Origin of the sequence: Mesorhizobium sp. M1409 (genome assembly GCF_040317535.1) — a bacterium.
Classification (GTDB): domain Bacteria; phylum Pseudomonadota; class Alphaproteobacteria; order Rhizobiales; family Rhizobiaceae; genus Mesorhizobium.
In genome coordinates this window covers 32,323-49,311 of record NZ_JAMYKV010000031.1, presented here as the reverse complement: position 1 = coordinate 49,311, position 16,989 = coordinate 32,323, and the positions used below count along the sequence as shown (strand labels likewise).

Annotated in this window: 18 protein-coding genes and 1 pseudogene; 9 read left to right on the top strand and 10 right to left on the bottom strand. The window is 59.0% G+C overall.

Features of this window, described 5'->3' with window-relative positions:
• Nucleotides 1-17 precede the first annotated feature (17 nt).
• Nucleotides 18-200, bottom strand: coding sequence for a hypothetical protein (locus tag NKG99_RS22440; RefSeq protein ID WP_352870801.1), 183 nt, complete (start codon nucleotides 198-200; stop codon nucleotides 18-20).
• 299 nt (nucleotides 201-499) lie between these two features.
• Nucleotides 500-2,611, bottom strand: coding sequence for a catalase (gene katE / locus NKG99_RS22435; RefSeq protein WP_352870800.1), 2,112 nt, complete (start codon nucleotides 2,609-2,611; stop codon nucleotides 500-502).
• Between the two features lie 1,226 nt (nucleotides 2,612-3,837).
• Here katE and NKG99_RS22430 point away from each other — a divergent pair.
• The 5 genes from NKG99_RS22430 (at nucleotide 3,838) to NKG99_RS22410 (ending at nucleotide 8,451) form a co-directional block, all read left to right on the top strand.
• A complete protein-coding gene (locus NKG99_RS22430; protein WP_352870799.1) occupies nucleotides 3,838-4,359 on the top strand; it encodes a GNAT family N-acetyltransferase in 522 nt (173 codons plus the stop codon).
• A 540-nt stretch (nucleotides 4,360-4,899) separates the two neighbouring features.
• Nucleotides 4,900-6,240 (top strand): phospholipase D-like domain-containing protein, encoded by a 1,341-nt coding sequence (locus tag NKG99_RS22425; protein ID WP_352870798.1) that lies wholly within the window; start codon nucleotides 4,900-4,902, stop codon nucleotides 6,238-6,240.
• Between the two features lie 102 nt (nucleotides 6,241-6,342).
• Nucleotides 6,343-6,540 carry a hypothetical protein gene (locus NKG99_RS22420; protein WP_352870797.1) on the top strand — a complete coding sequence of 66 codons (198 nt, stop codon included), beginning with the start codon at nucleotides 6,343-6,345 and terminating at the stop codon, nucleotides 6,538-6,540.
• 704 nt (nucleotides 6,541-7,244) lie between these two features.
• Complete coding sequence (locus NKG99_RS22415; protein ID WP_352870796.1) at nucleotides 7,245-8,162, top strand: hypothetical protein; 918 nt, start codon at nucleotides 7,245-7,247, stop codon at nucleotides 8,160-8,162.
• Nucleotides 8,163-8,271: 109 nt separating this feature from the next.
• Nucleotides 8,272-8,451 (top strand): hypothetical protein, encoded by a 180-nt coding sequence (locus NKG99_RS22410; RefSeq protein WP_352870795.1) that lies wholly within the window; start codon nucleotides 8,272-8,274, stop codon nucleotides 8,449-8,451.
• Between the two features lie 263 nt (nucleotides 8,452-8,714).
• Here NKG99_RS22410 and NKG99_RS22405 read toward each other — a convergent pair whose 3' ends face one another.
• From NKG99_RS22405 to xth, 4 genes are all read right to left on the bottom strand, one after another.
• Nucleotides 8,715-8,903, bottom strand: coding sequence for a DUF3606 domain-containing protein (locus tag NKG99_RS22405; protein WP_352870794.1), 189 nt, complete (start codon nucleotides 8,901-8,903; stop codon nucleotides 8,715-8,717).
• A gap of 159 nt (nucleotides 8,904-9,062) precedes the next feature.
• Nucleotides 9,063-10,307: a PRC-barrel domain-containing protein gene (locus NKG99_RS22400; RefSeq protein ID WP_352870793.1), complete on the bottom strand. Its 1,245-nt coding sequence runs from the start codon at nucleotides 10,305-10,307 to the stop codon at nucleotides 9,063-9,065.
• Nucleotides 10,308-10,570: 263 nt separating this feature from the next.
• Entirely contained in the window at nucleotides 10,571-11,170 is a 600-nt protein-coding gene (locus NKG99_RS22395; protein ID WP_502911010.1) for a cupin domain-containing protein, read from the bottom strand.
• A gap of 165 nt (nucleotides 11,171-11,335) precedes the next feature.
• Nucleotides 11,336-12,154, bottom strand: a complete 819-nt coding sequence (gene xth, locus NKG99_RS22390; RefSeq protein ID WP_352870791.1) for an exodeoxyribonuclease III — start codon at nucleotides 12,152-12,154, stop codon at nucleotides 11,336-11,338.
• 422 nt (nucleotides 12,155-12,576) lie between these two features.
• Here xth and NKG99_RS22385 point away from each other — a divergent pair, with 422 nt between their 5' ends.
• The 4 genes and pseudogenes from NKG99_RS22385 to NKG99_RS35985 all read left to right on the top strand — a co-directional run.
• A complete protein-coding gene (locus tag NKG99_RS22385) occupies nucleotides 12,577-13,458 on the top strand; it encodes a hypothetical protein (protein WP_352870790.1) in 882 nt (293 codons plus the stop codon).
• 96 nt (nucleotides 13,459-13,554) lie between these two features.
• On the top strand, nucleotides 13,555-13,776 hold the full coding sequence (locus NKG99_RS22380) for a hypothetical protein (protein WP_352870789.1): 222 nt from the start codon (nucleotides 13,555-13,557) through the stop codon (nucleotides 13,774-13,776).
• 77 nt (nucleotides 13,777-13,853) lie between these two features.
• Nucleotides 13,854-13,970, top strand: a complete 117-nt coding sequence (locus NKG99_RS35990) for a Y4oE-related protein (RefSeq protein WP_502911013.1) — start codon at nucleotides 13,854-13,856, stop codon at nucleotides 13,968-13,970.
• Nucleotides 13,971-14,391: 421 nt separating this feature from the next.
• A pseudogene (locus tag NKG99_RS35985) lies at nucleotides 14,392-14,472 on the top strand (catalase); the annotation flags it as partial.
• A gap of 320 nt (nucleotides 14,473-14,792) precedes the next feature.
• On the opposite strand, the gene NKG99_RS22375 reads toward NKG99_RS35985, so the two are convergent.
• From NKG99_RS22375 to NKG99_RS22360, 4 genes are all read right to left on the bottom strand, one after another.
• Complete coding sequence (locus tag NKG99_RS22375; RefSeq protein ID WP_352870788.1) at nucleotides 14,793-14,996, bottom strand: CsbD family protein; 204 nt, start codon at nucleotides 14,994-14,996, stop codon at nucleotides 14,793-14,795.
• Between the two features lie 103 nt (nucleotides 14,997-15,099).
• The gene (locus NKG99_RS22370; protein WP_352870787.1) at nucleotides 15,100-15,840 is read right to left on the bottom strand and encodes a hypothetical protein; all 741 of its coding nucleotides are present in this window, start codon (nucleotides 15,838-15,840) and stop codon (nucleotides 15,100-15,102) included.
• 86 nt (nucleotides 15,841-15,926) lie between these two features.
• The gene (locus NKG99_RS22365) at nucleotides 15,927-16,319 is read right to left on the bottom strand and encodes a phage holin family protein (RefSeq protein WP_352870786.1); all 393 of its coding nucleotides are present in this window, start codon (nucleotides 16,317-16,319) and stop codon (nucleotides 15,927-15,929) included.
• Entirely contained in the window at nucleotides 16,316-16,948 is a 633-nt protein-coding gene (locus tag NKG99_RS22360) for a hypothetical protein (protein WP_352870785.1), read from the bottom strand. Before NKG99_RS22360 ends, NKG99_RS22365 begins: the two co-directional genes overlap by 4 nt.
• Between the last annotated feature and the right edge of the window lie 41 nt (nucleotides 16,949-16,989).

Genomic DNA, 16,989 nt, shown 5'->3' with positions numbered 1-16,989 from the left:
TAGGCTGAAGAGAGCTGTCAATCCCGTTTCCGCCAGCCCTCAGAGCCCTCGGCCTCGGAATTTTGCGTCGGGCGGCTCGGCAATACGCGCGGTTTGACGCTCGTCACGCCATCGTTTTCGCGACCATGGTCGCTACGCACATATTGCCCTTGGGCGTCGTTCTCGACTTTCTTGCGCAGGGTCTCTTTCGCTTTCGACATTGGCGCATCCTCCTGCCAGTCTGTCGTTTGGTCGAAAAAATACAAAGCCGCGGACTCAACCCCCGCCCTGTTTAAGAAGTCGGGCCTCGCGCAGGATCGATGCCCTGTCCGTCCCGACCAATGAAACGATCTCACGGATTTGGCTCTCCGTAACTCCGCACTCGCGCGCCAGGCCCGCACGGCTTGCGGGGTTATGACCGGGCGTCTGGTTTCTTCGTCAGCCACTGCTCATTCCTTTCAGTTCGAAAGGGAACGCTCCAGCTCATTCGGCGGGGGGTGGCCTGTCGGATGAACCTTTCCTATAACTTGACCCTCGCCTCCCGCGCCCAAAGCCGAAGTTTGCGGCACGCCTCCACGTACGTTCCGGCAGTGTTCCCATCTGTCAAGGGAATGAGGCCTTCATCGGCTACCGGATCGACGCCCGCCTTGGCCAGAATAGGAACCGCGCCGGGCGTAAACCCGATGAATTTGCAATGGGCATAGGCATCCGCAACGAAATCCTGTGCTGCCGCCTCTCCCGTGAGCAATTCCGCTCCTTCTTCGGTGAGCAGCAGAGCCACTGCGTCAAACAGTACGGACGAGCCGCCGTCGATCATATGCTTCGCAATAATCTTGGTGCCGTCACTAGCCTGCACACCGCCCACCTTCAGGGCAATGACTTCCAAGGTCGCCCCTTCATCTTCGATCGCGGCTTGCAAGGCTTTGAACAGAGCGGCGTCGGCCCCATTGCTGACCAGTACACCGACCTTGCGGCCCTCGAAACTGTCGGGGCCGTTCTCGATGATGCTCAAGGCCGGCGATGGCTCCAGATCCTTTCTCGGTGCCACCGTTGCGTCCGCCGGCTTCGGCAAATCGGTAATGCCGAGCTTGTCGGCGACTGTCGCGGCCAACCCGTCGTCAATGTTCAACAGGTGTGCGATCATTCGCTCCCGGATGGCCGGGGTCTCCACCTTGCTGAGCTCAAAGGTCAGCGCTTGGGCGATGTGGCGCTGCTCGGGAGGCGTCTGGCTGTTGAAGAACTGGCCAGCCTGGCTGTAGTGGTCAGCGAAGCTCTCAGGGCGCACCCGCACTTTTTGCCCCTCCTCGCCGTCAGCGAAGGCGTGAAAGCCACGCTCGGGGGATTCGCGCGGTCCCGCACCAAACGAGTTCGGCTGGTAGTTCGCCCGTCCGACCGGATTGCGCATCGCCATTTGGCCATCCTGCTGAAAATGATGGAACGGGCATTTCGGTGCATTAATCGGCAGATGGGTAAAATTGGGACCGCCGAGGCGTTTCAGCTGGGTGTCTAGGTAGGAGAAGTTGCGACCCTGCAGGAGCGGGTCATTGCTGAAATCGATGCCCGGCGGGACATTTTGGGTCATGAAAGCGACCTGTTCGGTCTCGGCGAAGAAGTTATCCGGCATGCGGTCGAGGACCAGACGGCCAACGGGTATCGGGGGCAGGACCTCTTCCGGTATGATCTTGGTAGGGTCGAGGATGTCGAAATCGAAGCTGTCGGCAAATTCCTGGTCGAAAAGTTGCAGACAGAGCTCCCATTCCGGGAATTGGCCGGCTTGAATGGCATTCCAGAGATCCCTGCGGTGAAAGTCCGGATCGGCGCCATTGATTTTAACCGCTTCGTTCCAGACCACGGATTGCATGCCGAGTTTCGGCTTCCAGATGAATTTCACGAAAGTGGACTCGTTGGCCGCGTTGACCAGCCGGAAGGTATGGACCCCGAAACCCTGCATGAAACGGAACGACCGCGGAATGGCCCGATCCGACATCACCCACATGATCATGTGCATGGATTCGGGCGTCAGGCTGATGAAATCCCAAAAGGTGTCGTGTGCCGACTGGGCCTGTGGAAAATCCCGATCGGGCTCCGGCTTTACCGAATGGATCACGTCGGGAAACTTGATGGCATCCTGGATGAAGAACACCGGGATATTGTTCCCGACAATGTCCCAGTTGCCCTCCTTGGTGTATAGCTTCACCGCGAAACCGCGTACGTCGCGGGCCAGGTCGAACGAGCCCTTGCTGCCTGCCACCGTCGAGAAGCGAACAAACGCTGGCGTTTTTTCGCCAGCACGTTGGAAAATGTCGGCACGGGTGTATTTGGCGAGGGAGTCGTAAGTCTCGAAAAAGCCGTGGGCGCCGTAGCCCCGGGCATGCACGACCCTCTCGGGAATGCGCTCGTGGTCGAAATGGAAGATCTTCTCGCGGAAGTGGAAATCCTCAATGAGAGTTGGACCACGCGCTCCGATCTTGAGCGTATTCTGATCGTCGGCGATCGGGCCTCCCTGAGCCGTCGTCAAATAGTCTGTGTTACCTTCCGCAACCTGGTGCAGCTCTCCACCCTGCCCTCGAACAAGGGTTTGGTCGTGGATCGTCGCGGCATTGGGATTGGGGGGAGCTGCTTTGCGCGCCATTGCGGTCCTCCTTTGGGCTTGCTCTGCGAGGGGTTGCTGAGCAACCCGCGGTAAGCCGACAGGTTCCATCGAACCGGGGTTCCAAGCCAATTTCTTCGACGGTGGTTTTAGGTGGACAGCGCGGAACCGACCGTCCCATGTGAGGCGAACGGCGCAATTGCTGGGAGCCCACCATAAGTCAACAACATGATGGGGATCGTAAGAAGTGTCCTCGCATGGATTTTGCGGCCTTGCTTGCCTACTCCGAGATCGCGCACATCCGGTTCTCGACAGGTCGACCGCAGATCGGCGACGATGCGACAAGATTTGCAGTCAGATGTCCCTTCAATCAAGCATTCCCCGTCAATCAAAGGCCAGAATCTGCCGTTAACTCAATGTCCAAAAGCCGACGCTCAGCGCCAAACACGACCTTTTTGACTACGCGGCGTTCATAGCCGACTGAGTTTGGGAGTGAGTCGCAACGGGCCGTGCCGTAGGTACTCTTGGGGAGGTGCTTCTTACGGCCAGCCTGCCTCGGTCCGCCCAATCCGTTGCCGTTGTTTTTTGTCATTTGGCGCCCCCCCGGCTTACTCCGGCACGCGAGTCGTATCCGCCCATTGCCCTCTTGCAAAGACGTTAGCCAGGAGTAAGTGTTCTCTCGAAACCCTGTATAGGAGCCCGGTCGATCCGCATTGCAGCCGATAGATCGAGCTCCTTTAATTTGTGCTGACGAGGTGAGCTTAGCACCCTTCGGTCGTGGTCTTCATCTGGCCAGGGGCAGCTGTTTTGGCGTCAGTGTCCTGCTGTCCGGGAGCCGCTTGTTTCGCACTGCCGGCCTGTTGACCAGGCGCGCAGTCCTTCGCCGAGTTTGGATTGGTCCCGCTCGTTGTTGTAGAGTCAGGGGCCGGATCACTGGCACTTGGCACCGTTGTGGTGGTCGTCGTTGTCGCAGACGATCCGCTGGTTGTGGCGCTCGACTGCGCTAAGGCAAGGCCGGTAGATAACGCCATTATGACTGATGCGAAAAGAAGCCGTTTCATTCTCATCTCCTGTCTCAGGCGGCAATGCCCCTTCGGTTTCATAACCGGGAAACTGGCAGAGGGTTCCTCAAATTGGTAAGCTCCGGGCCAACGTCGGCGCGAGCGGCGGTGAAGGGCGAGGCTTCGACCCCGGCCATGCCTTAGCTTTTCCCCATCATCTTGACGATCTGTGCTAACTTCATAGCGGTTTGCACTGGACCTGCCGAGATGCCGAGGATCAGCCTAGACCATCGATTGGCGACACGTGCCGATATGCCGGCGCTGGCTGTGCTGATGAATGCAGCCATCGGCGAGCTTCAAAAGCCGTTCCTCACAGAGGAGCAAATCATTTCGAGCCGAGCAATCCTGGGGCTCGATACGCAACTCGTCGATGATGGAACATATTTCATTGTGGAGCAAAATGGCATCTTGGCCGGTTGCGGCGGATGGAGTCGGCGCGCAACTCTCTACGGCGGCGACCGTTCGCCCGGGCGCGATGCAGCGCTGCTTGACCCGACGAAAGACGCTGCGCGCGTGCGTGCCATGTATACGCATCCCAGCTTCATTCGCCGAGGCGTGGGGCGTCTAATCCTCACGCTGTGGAGGATGCCGCCCGCGGCGAGGGCTTCACAAGTGTCGAGCTTATGGCAACAATGGCCGGCGAACCGCTCTATCGGGCCTGCGGCTTTGAGGCGGTTGAAGAAGTCGTCGACAACCGAGGCGGAGCGGGCGTGCCACTGTTGCGGATGAGGAAGGCGTTGTGACTGATCGGCGGGCGAGCACTCATAGCCGTTAGCTGACGATATCTGCGAGGCACACGGCGGCATTGACGCACATCAATGCAATGGGGGGCAAGCGCGCCTCGGCCGCGATGGCTGATCCGGGTCAGGGCTTGCGGTAGAAGTCCTCTGAATGAATCGCAAGAAAAACCAACGGCAAATCTATGTTGTCGCTACAGTCGAGGCTTGTCGGTTAAGCGCCTAGGTTCGTCTGCTCCCATCGCCTGATTTTGACAGTCGCCCACTTCATGTCGCCCAATGCTGTCATTGAGCTTACTGACAGTAGTTGCCGCACACGAGCTTCTATTGCTCCATCTTCGGATGGAAATACCGGCTTCTCTCGATCTTGCTGATCTGAGGCGATGCCAGGGAACCTGGATGCCCGTTGTAAGTTCTTGAAGAAAGCAATTTTCGATCGCGAGCATGCTCACCCCAATTCGAGCGATGATTTCCCGTACCGCAGCACCTTTTGTGCTGATGGCCTCCGGTAGCCACGTTCGTAAGCAAAAGAGTGACTGAAGTGCGGCCTTCCGGTCTCCTGGCTCAGCCAGCAAGCGCGAAAGCTCGCAAGTCTGGGTGTTTGCGCACAGGGCTCACCTACGCGGCAATTGCTGTCACCACCAGCTTGCTCACGATCCTGGTCATAAATCTCGCCCCCCAACCGCGCGTTTTGCGATCGATCGTGCCTCACCGTTTTGACTCTGCGGATCCCCAATTTGCCAAGACGATGAGCAGTTTCTCGCAAGGACAGCTGTTTAGTTCCAACGCCGTGCAAACCCTGGTCAACGGAGACGAGATTTTTCCTTCGATGCTGCAAGCCATCCGAGTGGCTCATTCAACCATCGATATCGAAACCTATATCTACTGGTCGGGTGCTGTCGGCTATGAGTTCGCGACGTCCCTGGCGGCCAAAGCAAAAGAGGGCGTTGAGGTTCGGGTTCTGGTCGACTGGGTCGGCAGTCTTCCGTTCGATGAAGACCTGATCCAGATCATGACAAGAGCCGGCGTGACATTCGAGCGTTATCGACCCATCCACTGGTACACGCTTGACCGGGTCAACAATCGGACCCACCGCAGGCTGCTGATCGTGGATGGACGCGTCGCATTCACCGGGGGTGTCGGCATCGCCGACAACTGGCGCGGAAACGCACGCAATCCGGATGAATGGCGCGACACGCACTATCGAATTGAAGGAATGGCGGTGCCAGCCTTCCAAGCAGCGTTCGCGCAAAACTGGCTCGAGACCACGGGGGAGAGTTTGCAGGGTGAGAAGTTCTATCCTGCACCCGAACCAGCAGGAGAGCTTGACGCGCAGCTGATCCTATCTTCGCAGCCGAATGGCTCGCAGGATGTGGAACTGATGATGTTGACAGCGATAGCTGCTGCTCAAGGCCACTTGCGTATCGGGATGGCGTATTTCGTGCCGGATGACATCGCCCTTCAGCAGATCTTGGAGGCCAGGGATCGGGGCGTATCCGTTGATGTCCTCGTACCCAATTCGCTAACGGACGTGCCGTTGACTCGACATGGCTCGCGCTACTTCTGGGGCGCGTTGCTCCAAGCCGGCGTTCGGATATTTGAGTTTCAGCCCACCATGTACCATCCCAAACTCTTGATCGTTGACGATGTCTGGTCGAGCTTTGGTTCAGTCAATTTGGACGAGCGCTCCTTACGTCTGAACGACGAAGCCACGTTGAATGTATACGGCAAGGATTTCGCAAAGACTCAAATCGACTTGTTCAACCAGGATTTGCAGCGATCCAGGCAGATCAGTCTGGAAGAATGGCAAGCGCGTTCGTTGCGCGAAAAGATGACGGACTGGCTTGCCAGCAGGCTAAGGTCGCAGCTTTAACTGGATGTTGCTCCGTGTGGCTATCTTGTCGCCATTATGGCTGTCATCTATCCAAATGTCTTGAAAGGGCCGAAGAATGAACCCGCTGCGCGGGAGGGGTGCATGCCCCATTCTGTTCTCAATGCTCCGATCAATACGGTGCGCGAGGGGCTGATCGACGACATGACCCTGCGCCGAGCCAGGAGATACAGCGAGCTCGGGCTATTCACGGTTGGACAGATCTCGCTTGACGGTCCGCTGGACGGGCCCGGCAGCACGAAAGACCTTGATCGAGGCGCGCGCGGCTCAGCCTCTCCGTGACTGACGTTGGGGCGCCGAACTCGCTGGACTGTGAAGGTTGGCCGCCCGCGACATAGGATCGAATGCCCATCAAAATCAGCACGGTCGGATCAGACAGCATCTTGATGCTCCGAAACGGCCGAAAGCCTTGTGAGTTAGCTCAGGGGAGTGGCGACCATGGCAGGCGGGTTTTTCTTGCGCCCGCCAACTAACGCCAGCCAGCGTGAAACTGTTCCCTCTTGTTGTGTTCCTCTGGCCGCTTCTCAAATTCGTATGTCAGCCAACGGCGGAACATCCCAACAATGGCGCGCCGGGCAGCTTTTTGTCATGCCTAAGGTCCTCAATAGCCTCAAGTCCTCGAAACTTTCCCAAACGATTGAGTCTTGTTGCCCACCAGAACAATCACAGGCTCAGCCAAGGCTCTCGAAAGGCGGCGCGACGGAGGCGCGGTAAACTCCGCGCGTATCGAAGGGTAACTTCCACGACAACGCACGGCTTGCCGCCAGTCGAGTAAGTTCCGTGCCTGACCAGTCCCGCATCGGGAACTCCAGGAGAGTTGCCACATAATGCGGTAGCTCTGGAACGAAAGCCTTCATGGAGAATTGTTACTTCGTCTCAGCACCTTAAAGGAGGTTGATATGGGCCGAGGTATCTTGCTTTGGTTGCTCGGGGTTCCGATCCCAATCATCATTCTGATTATGCTTTTTGCGCGGTAGGGGGTGAAAATGGCAACCGTGCTTTCATCGAGAGACATCACGCCGGTCACTGAGTCATCCTCATCGGCCGTCAGCTGGGGGCCGATCGTCGCGGGCGCTTTCGCGGCCTCGACACTGACGGTTATTCTGATGCTGGTCGGCTCCGGTCTAGGACTGACCATGGTTTCGCCCTGGACTGGATCGAGCGCTTCGACCACGACCTTCGCGGTTTCGGCGGCTGCCTGGCTTGTCATCGTTCAATGGCTATCAGCTGGCGTAGGCGGCTATCTGACCGGCCGGCTGCGCACCAAGTGGGTAAATGTCCACACCGACGAGGTCTATTTTCGTGACACCGCACACGGTTTCCTTGCGTGGGCGCTGGCAACGTTGCTTGTTGCCGGCGTGCTCGGCTCGGCTCTTTCGGCGGCGCTGGGCACGGGTGTGCAGGCTGCATCCTCCGTGGCGTCAGGCGCCGCGATGGGGGCAACGACGGCAGCCGTCAATGCGGCCAGGACGGATGCCCCATCTTCTGGCATCTGGACTGGCTATTTTGTAGATTCTCTATTCCGGTCGGCGAACCCTGCCGCAGCGCCCGCCAATGAACAGAACGTCGCCACCGCTACGGAACAGGCAACGCGCATCTTGTTAGCGGGGGCGGCAAATGGCGAGGTATCGCCCGAAGACAAGGCCTATCTGGCGCAACTCGTCGCCGCCCGCACAGGCCTGTCGGACGCCGATGCGAAGACCCGAGTGGATGCGGTGATCGCCAAGGTCGACGACGCCAAGGTCAAGGCCAAACAGGCGGCCGATACCGCAAGGAAAGCCACTGCATCCTTCGCGCTTATAGGCGCATTGTCGATGGCTATCGGTGCCTTCATAGCGAGCGTTGCAGCAGCGTTCGGGGGCAAGCAGCGCGACGACGAGGAGGCTCTCGTCCTGACCCGTTGAAGGTTGGATCGCATCGGCTGGCGGCGGGCTTGGCCTCACGGGTAATTCACCGCCGCTCGAACCTATGGGATGATCAAAGCCAAGGAGCAATGAGGCGACCTCACTGACGATGATCCTGATCGAATCGACGGGCAATCGCGACCCACTGCTGGGCGTATCCGGGAGCGGTATGGGATTCGCCAAGCAGGAAGCAGAGCGGCAGGTTGATGACAATCTGAATCGCGAACGCGAGCCTCGACCCCTGACACGATCAGAGAATTTTGCTGGTGAGTTCCAGGACAATGAGTGAACCGTCGGGGGATTCACCTTCGGGCAAGTGCAATACCCGCAAAACGCGCAGATTGGTGTGGGCTCCGTGGAGCGACATTGAAATGCTCTCGCCGATACGTGGCACCACCTCAAATGTAACATTGTCGATGAATTGGCTATCGTCGACCGAAACGCGACATTGGACGGACATCAGAAGAACCTCCCAAAAATGCACGCGGCCAACCCGGCGCGGGCGATCCGATTCATAACGGGAGCGACCTGCCTTGGCCTGCTGGTCTCGCGCTATCGCGTGCCAAGCGCCCTTGCCTCGCGCTCAAGTGTTTCACGGTCATTCCCATGCTTGGCGACAAGTTCGCGGACCTGCGGGATGGTGAGGCCGAACTTGCTGGCGAAATAACCAACCTCATACTCCTCGTCGCCCGCCAGCCTGTCTCTATCGCGAAAATCCCGCTTGCTCTTGTCGTCGGCCATCTCGCCATCTCCCTTGAAGGTTCTGTCCCTCGATGAAGTTCCCGAACTCAACGCGCCGCCAGACCCTTGGTTGCTTCGCGGGACTTGCCCGGCCGGGTTTTGTCGAACTTCTGATATGACAAAAAAGCCCGCATCGTTGCCGATGCGGGCTTTGACGGGTTAGCGCAAGATCATGCGCTGTTCGCTGCGTTTTTGCACATAGGTGCCTTTGTCATAGGCCGCTTGAGCCTCGAGCTGCTCCTTTGTGAACGTCGTGTACAGGTAACGCCTGCCGTTCTTGTCGGTCATGAACTTGAGATTGTCCATGCCGACCGCCACCTCTTTCTCGCCGACACCGAGAAAACCACCGACGTCGATGATGACCGCATCGACCGTCTTGTCGCCATTCAGCACGACGTCGCCGATCTCGCCCACATTGACGTCATTGGCCCCGTAAACGGTCGTTCCAACGAAATCTTCGGCCCGAATCTGTCCTATCGGCGTTTCGGTCAACGTCGATTTGTCGATAGACCCGGTTGTGGTCTGGTCGGCGGGCGCCGGCGCTTTCTGCGCGGAGTCGCTGGACGGCGCTGCCGGCACCGTAGCGGTAGGGGCCGGCGCAACTTCATTGGATGCGGTGGTCGCCGGCGCGGGGTCATAGGCCTTGCGGTCGAAAGCTGGCTGCGACTCCAACTCTTCCTTCGTGGTCTGTGCGACCACCCAGCGCGACCCGTTCTTTTCAGCCCACTGTACCTTCTCGAAATCGTAGGCAACGTCCTTTTCGCCAATCCCGAGGAAGCCACCGACTCCGAGAATGAGCGACTTCGCCTTGCCGTCCTTGGCTAGAACAATATCGTTCACATCGCCGATGTTCTGGGCGTCGTTGCCGGTGCCATTGTAGACGGTTTTCCCTATGATGGCGCTCGCAAGAACTGGCATAGCCGCCGGCACGGTCTGCGTCGTATCGGTCGACGTCGAAGGCGGAGTTTTGTTCTCCGCGGCAGGCTCCAAAGCCACACGGTCGAAGTCTGGCTGGCCCTTCAGCTCATCCTTGGTCGTCTGGGCGACGAGCCAACGATCGCCGTTCTTCTCGGCCCATTGAAGCTTGCCATAATCGAAAGCAACTTCCTTGGTGCCGAGCCCAAGGAAGCCACCGACGCCAATAACGGCGGACTTCGCCTGACCATTCGTGTCAAAGACCACATCGCTAACCTTGCCGATGTTTTCGGCATCATCGCCCGTTCCATTGTAGACTGTTTCACCGATGATGTTGGTTACCAAGCTGCCATCAGCGCGCGTTACCCGTGAACCCGGCGCCTCCGTAACGGGTGCCTGCGCGGGTTTCGGCGTCGTCGCCTGCTGCGCATAAACGCCCGTGGCGGTCAGCATCGCAAGCGCCGTCGTGGCTAAAAGATTGCGAAACATGTAAGTCTCTCCTTTTGCCTGACTAATGCACGCCGCTCGTCTCGGAAGACATCAAGGCGGCGTTTGCTGCCGTCAAAACGTTGTCACCCGGGCTCTAGTTCCTGGGTCGCCGTGCGGTGACATGCAAAAGGCGCACGCAGTACTTCCGCAACCGCGGGTGCAAGATCACGAATGTGCATGCGCGGCAGGGCCGCTGGCCCGGAAATTGTCAACGCGGCGCCTGCGGAGCGTCGCTCGCGCGTCTCAACGTTCGCACTTTGTCGTCATTTCGGCCATACTGACAGCAGCGGGCCTTTGCTCCCATAGACCGGATCCTTCCGGGGACGGGCAACCCTGGGAATCGTTCGCAATGCCCGCTCATGTTCCTGGGCTGTCGTGCATTCGTCATAAGTGCCCGATGCCGGATAAGCACCGACCACCAGGAAGTCATCACTTTCGCGGAGGCATTGGTGTCCGGTGCCGGCCGGTAGAACGGCCACGTCGCCGGCCTTCAAGGATAATACCCGGCCCCTTTTGCCTCCGAACCGAACCCTGCCGGTACCGCGCGCAACCCCAAGCACCTCGTGTATGCGGGAATGGTAATGAACGTAGTGATAGATGCCGTCACGCCAGCTGTCACGCCAGCCATTCGCCTCGAAAAGCTCTTCCAGCACGGCCGCGAAGTCGAATTGCTCCATCGGCTTCACGGCGCCACGATAGACGACAAATGGCCAGAACGGATGGTTCGGCACGAGGCCATCGTCCTTGAACCGAAATTCGAGTGGTTTCTTCAACCTCACCAGTTCGGCGAGTTCTTGCGTTCTCGGTCGGCCAATACCCGTCGCCAACTCGGCCGCCTTCTTCACGCTCTCAAGAATACCCACGGCTATCCTCGCGCTGGATTGTAGGGGGCCAGATAGAGCAGTGAGGACGCCTCCGCTCTGGTCTCAACAAATCTCAACTAGCGGCCCCGCACTTTGTTCCTTTTGCCGGATGGCCGTGGTCCACGCCGCGATGTCAAAGAAATGCTTCGCTTCCGGGAGCGACGATCATCCAGCCTCACGATTGACATGACCCGCAACCTGGCCGGAGAGGTCAAGTTCTATCCAGGCTGGCGCATGATCGCTCGGCTTTTCCCAACCTCGCAAGTCAGCGTCGACGCCGGCATCCCGCAGCCTGATGGCAAGTGATGGGCTGACGAGAAGATGGTCCATCCGGAGGCCGGAACTCCGATCATAACCGCCCCGGTAGGAGAAGTTCCAATAGGTGTAGATGCCTTTCTCCGGATGGATACGGCGAATGGCATCGATCCAGCCGTTACCAAGCATTTCAGCGTAGGCTTGTCGGCTCTCCGGAAAGTAGACTGCGTCGCCTAGCCAACGTCTTGGTGCCACGGCATCGATGGGCGTTGGCACGACATTGTAGTCGCCGCAAAGAACGCTTGTTGCACCTTCCCTGAGCAGTAGCTGGCCGTAGCTGATCAGACGGTCGAACCAGCGCAGCTTATAGTCGAATTTCGGGCCGGGCGCTGGATTGCCGTTGGGCAGATAGAGGCAGCCGACCACAATCCCATCCACCTCGGTCTCGATATACCGACTGTGGGTATCGTCGGGATCGCCCGGCAGGCCGCGTCGACGTTCCACCGGCTCCCTCCCCCGGGCGAGTATGGCCACACCATTGTAGGACTTTTGCCCGTGCCAGATTGCGCCGTAACCTGCGTTCCTGATGGCTTCGGCGGGAAATTTCTCGTCCGAGGTCTTCAATTCCTGAAGGCACACGATGTCATAGTCAGTCTGACCCAGCCACTTGATGAGCACGGGCAGGCGACCGTTCACGCCGTTCAAGTTGAAGGTTGCGATGCGGATCATCCGAGTCTCAATAAACTCTTGGTGAGCAAGAAAGACTTAGCTGTTGATCCTCAGTGGTCTTTGTAGGACTTGGCGGCCTCGTCAATCTTTCGCCAGTCATTTCCATAGCGACGTATCAACTCCCGCGCCTGCGCTGGTGATAGATCATGTGTCTCGATGACATGCCTCACCTCTGCGTCCTCGCCTTTTATGGGACGCGAACGAGCCTTTTTCGGCCGCTCGCCTTCAGCCGCTCTCTCGTCTGATTTCGACATCCTTGATCCTCTCGGACCCTGCTTAAACTGCCGAGCGTGGGGAAAGTTTCACAGCACACGTCTTAAGCATTGGCTTCGTTCAGGTGCCATATTCCTGCGCGCTTGCCAGGGGCTGATGAACCTTTGGCCCGGCGCCGCGTTCCATGCAGCGAACTCGGTTGATTTACAATGACGGACTCCAACGCTCGTCCTGCGCCGCACAAACAGGATGCAATTGGTGCCGAAGCCGGCTTTGCATACGATCGAATGGCGGTCGAGCGGTTTCAGAAAGCTTTTCCGCGTGCCAGATGGAGCGACGAGCGCAAGAGCTGGTTCGTGCCCGGCAAGACCGCGGCCCGCCGGATCGACCGCTGGCTGGAGCAGGAGGCGGCGTTGCGGGCGCCCCATGACGATAGCAAGGGACGAGATGCCTTCGCCTTCGACCCAATATCGAGCCAGTATCTGGAAATCGCGGACGACCTGCGCATTCGCACGCCCTATTCCAGGACGGTGCTAGAAGAACTGCGTGCCGTGCCGTGGGCGAGTTGGGACGATGAGTTGCGGGCCTGGCGAGTTCCATTCCGCTCATATGAAGCGCTCCGGCGTCGATGGCCAAACATCGAACAGGCTGCGCAATACGCCGAACCGGAGGAAAGGAAACGGCGGCTTGCGGCCACCAGAAACACGGAAGCCCATAGAGCCGCACAACAGCGGGCTGGTGAACGCCGGCGCCATCGCTATCCGTTGCCAGTTCAGGATCTGCCTACCTTGGGCCGTGCTGTCGCAACCGTGCAGTACGGGATAGTCGTCTTCACTGAAATTTCCGGTGAACTCGTTGAGCTATCAGACGCAGCCACCTTCTATCCCCATGCCACACCTGCGAGCGGCGACTTCGTTTGGGGCAGGTGGCGTTCGGCAACCCTGGCCGAACTTGTGAGCACATGGCCTGCTCGGTCAGCCGCCGGGCCGACCGAACGCTTCAGAGGCTGGTGGAGACCAACCCTTGCTGAACTTAGACTTGCTCGGCGAAATGCCCGCAGTAGTGAGCGCAGGAGGCGAAGTCGCGCCTAGTAGGCCCAGGGCCGTCCAGGTCCTCACGAACAGCGGGGAACCAAAGCCGATCACAAGCGGTTTACCAATCGAAGGGACCGCAATGGACGCGGAATAATGGAACTTTTGGATATGGAACTGGCGCGAGCCCGACAGCGGCTTAACCGAGAGGAGCTTGCCCTCGAAAATGCGAACGAGATGCTGGATGAAGACTTGCGGCGCCGCATCAATATCGCTCTCTGCAACAGAATACGGGCCGCGCAACGGCGCGTGGTCGAGGCCAGATCGCGTTTGACGAAGATTAATCGCGGCAGGGCGAACACAATTCGCACAAGTTGAACCTTGCGGCCTTAAATTGGACCACGACCCGCGCGCGGGTCGACAGGTTGCGGTCATGCCAACATCTTCTCTTCCTGGTGGACGCGGCGACTGCTGTTGCGTACCGCGCATTGACTGCCCATTTGGAGGGTCGCAGCTCGGATTGTCGATTTTGGTGTAAAGTCTTCCGCGAACTGGGCGGCAAGCCGAGCTAGCGGCAAGCACCAAAGCCCGCTACTTCGGGGGAGAGCAGCGGGCCGGTGTCGGGATTGCCAAATTATGCCTGACACTGCGCTCTGAACCGGAACCCTCGCGAAGGCGAGCCGTGGCAAAGCCGATCGTTGGCTTAACCGAAAATGAAAGCCCCCCACTGAGCACGCAGAGAAGGGCCTCTGCTCGCGTAACGTCACGATTCTCTTAAGAGAATTTTGGTAGCGGGAGAGAGAAACGCCGCCGCGATCCAAACTATTGATTTCGTTGCTCCGTTCTAGTCATTTCGCAGCAGGATTTGGCGGACTTGGCATGCGGGTGCTGGTCCACATGGACTGGCACCTGGATGACGATCTGGGCCTCTGGGCCTCTCCGACGACCAAATACATTGACTCGGGGAGCCCGGACCCTCGCTTATGAGGCTTATTTTCGCGAAAAGATTTTCACTTCGACCACGAACGCAGTCCGGAATGGGTGGTTCATGCCTGCGGGTACGGCGCGCATGGGGCCGGTACTCGATCCATTTGTGCAGGCATGCCGCCAGCTGCGCTCTGGGCGCGGGAGGCGTCCGTGAAGCTTTGAAACGGGTACCGCGCCGGCACGTCTGTCATGCGGACTCGCGGTGTCACGTTGCTCGGCTTGGCGTAAGAGATCTTCTGCTACTGGGCGAACCTCTGCTACAAACACACTACCCCGGCGGGCTGTCGCCTTTCCGCATTGCCGCACTTTCCATCCGCGCCACGCGCCGACTTGCGCCTGCCGCCGACGCTACCGCGCGGGACCGAGATGCTTCTGAGCTCAAGGGCTAAGATGGCCGTACGGCACGACTACCAATCTTGCCGACCATACCAGTCGTCAATGTCGCGCCGCACACGATCCTTCTCGATACCGTACCGCTCCTGAATCGTGCCTTCCAGCTGATCGCGCTTGCCTGCAATCCGGTCAAGGTCGTCATCGGTGAGCTTGCCCCACTGCTCTTTGACCTTGCCTTTCATTTGTTTCCAGTTTCCTTCCACGCGGTTCCAATCCATGACGCGGTTCTCCTTGATTTAGAAGTTCGAAAAGGAAACGCCGTCCAGACGAGGATGTTCCAGAAACAGCTGACGCAGGTCATGTGGTACGGCTCACCGCCAGCTAAGATTTTTCCTGCGAAGGATCGGAAATCCGTTCACGCACGGCATGCTCGGTCTTGTCTGCTGTGGACTTCACGATTTCTCCAAGCTGATTGGCCGTTGTGCCCGCGTCCATATGTTGCCGGCCAGCTTCCTGCTTGATGGTGTCGTATGCATCGGCTGCAACCTGTTTGGCCTCATCGAGGCCTCTGTTGAGCACGGATTCGGCAGTATCGCGAAGTGTGTCCCCATAGCCGCCCAGTCGCTCGTCCTCCGCTGCGGTATGGGGCAGCATGGCCCCTATAGCGGCGCCTATGGCCAGGCCAAGGGCCGCTATGGCCAAGGGCTGCTCCGCCAACAACTCTTGCGCAGAGCGGCTGGCGTTCGCCGCCATGTCACCGGTGGTCGATCTTGCACCGGCCGCGTTCCTCGCCAGCATCTCGGTAGCGACGCTCGCCGCGCTCGACACCGTATCGCCGACATTGCTTGCGGCCGACGAGACCGTTTCAGCTGCATCGGAGAGTGCACTGCCCAAGCCGCGACTCTGCTCGCTGTCACGCCGGCCAGGCGCTGTGTAGCCGGCAGCGTCACGCGTGCCATTTGAGGGGCCGCTGCCGAGCATCAGCCAAGCTAGGCCTGCGCCCACCATAGTGACCGGCAAGGGGTTGTCCCTGACTTGCGTTCTGAGGTTGCTGAGCATGGCCGAACTTTGTCCTCCGGTGAACAGGCCGGTGAATTCGTCCAGCAGTTGTCCAGGCGTCATCCTGCCCCGAATGGATTCAGCGGTCTCCACGACCCTGGCGCGTGCCGCCTCGGCCTCGCGCTCAAGTTCGGCTGCGGATTTCTTATTCATCTGACTTGTCCCTTGATCACGTTTGCATCACGCTTGAGCTGTTCCTGGGTCCGGTCGGGCGTAAGCTCGGAAGGTGCCATGCTAGCCAGCCCGGTCCGCAGCAGGATGACTCCCAAGACGGCCACGACCACACCGACGAGCAGGGAAGACCACCCTGCGCCAAGCCCTGCTTGTGTCAAGGCGATGACGAGTGCTTGCAGCAGCACCAAAAGCGCCGCGAGGAGGCAAATCGCGCCACCCAGCACTTCACCGGCACCCGATCCGGCTTTGGTAAGCTTCTCAGAAAGCTCCGCCCGAAAAAGCTTGGCTTCGGTCTGCACCAGGGTGGTGATGTGCTGGGTCAAGTCGGTGACCAGCGTGGCAAGACTAGGATTGTCTTGAGTGTTCATCTGTCTTGCTCCGCGTTCTGCGTGGCCGGATCATTGCCGACGAGGCCAAAATCTTGGGACCTATCGGCAGACCAATCCGATGCCTCATCCGTGTGTGACTTGGCGTCTCCCGGAGCGCTTTGAGAGGCTTCAGGGCCTGCCGGTGGAGAAGCTTTGATGAACCGCCCGAGAGCCAAACCGGCCAACACGGATCCCGCAAGCAGGACACCGGGATTTTGTCGGCCGAAGGACTGCACGTCCTCCAGGACATGGCCAAAAGGCTTTTGTTTCAAGGAAGATGAAAGCCGCTCCAAGCCGCCGGCGGCATCCAACGCGAATTTCGATGCGTTCCTTTCATCGTTGTTGGCCAGGTGATCGCTCGCCGCGCGCAACGCGCCACCCAACGCCGCCAAGCTCGATCCGATGTCGCGCTGCGCCTCCTGTGCCTTGTCGGAGATGACATGCGCGGCTTCTTTTGCGTAATCGCCAGCCTTGCGGCTCACCTCGTCCCGCGCGTCGTGAAGCAACTCGCTGGCACGTTCTTTTTCTTCGCGAAGCCTCTCGGATTCTTCGCGAAGCCTCTCGGAAACGTCGCTTTTCGCCTTGTCGAAATCAGTGGGCTGTCCGCCCTCATCATTATCACGCTGCATGGGTCACCTAGTGAAAACCGAGGAAGGAGAGGACCGCGAGC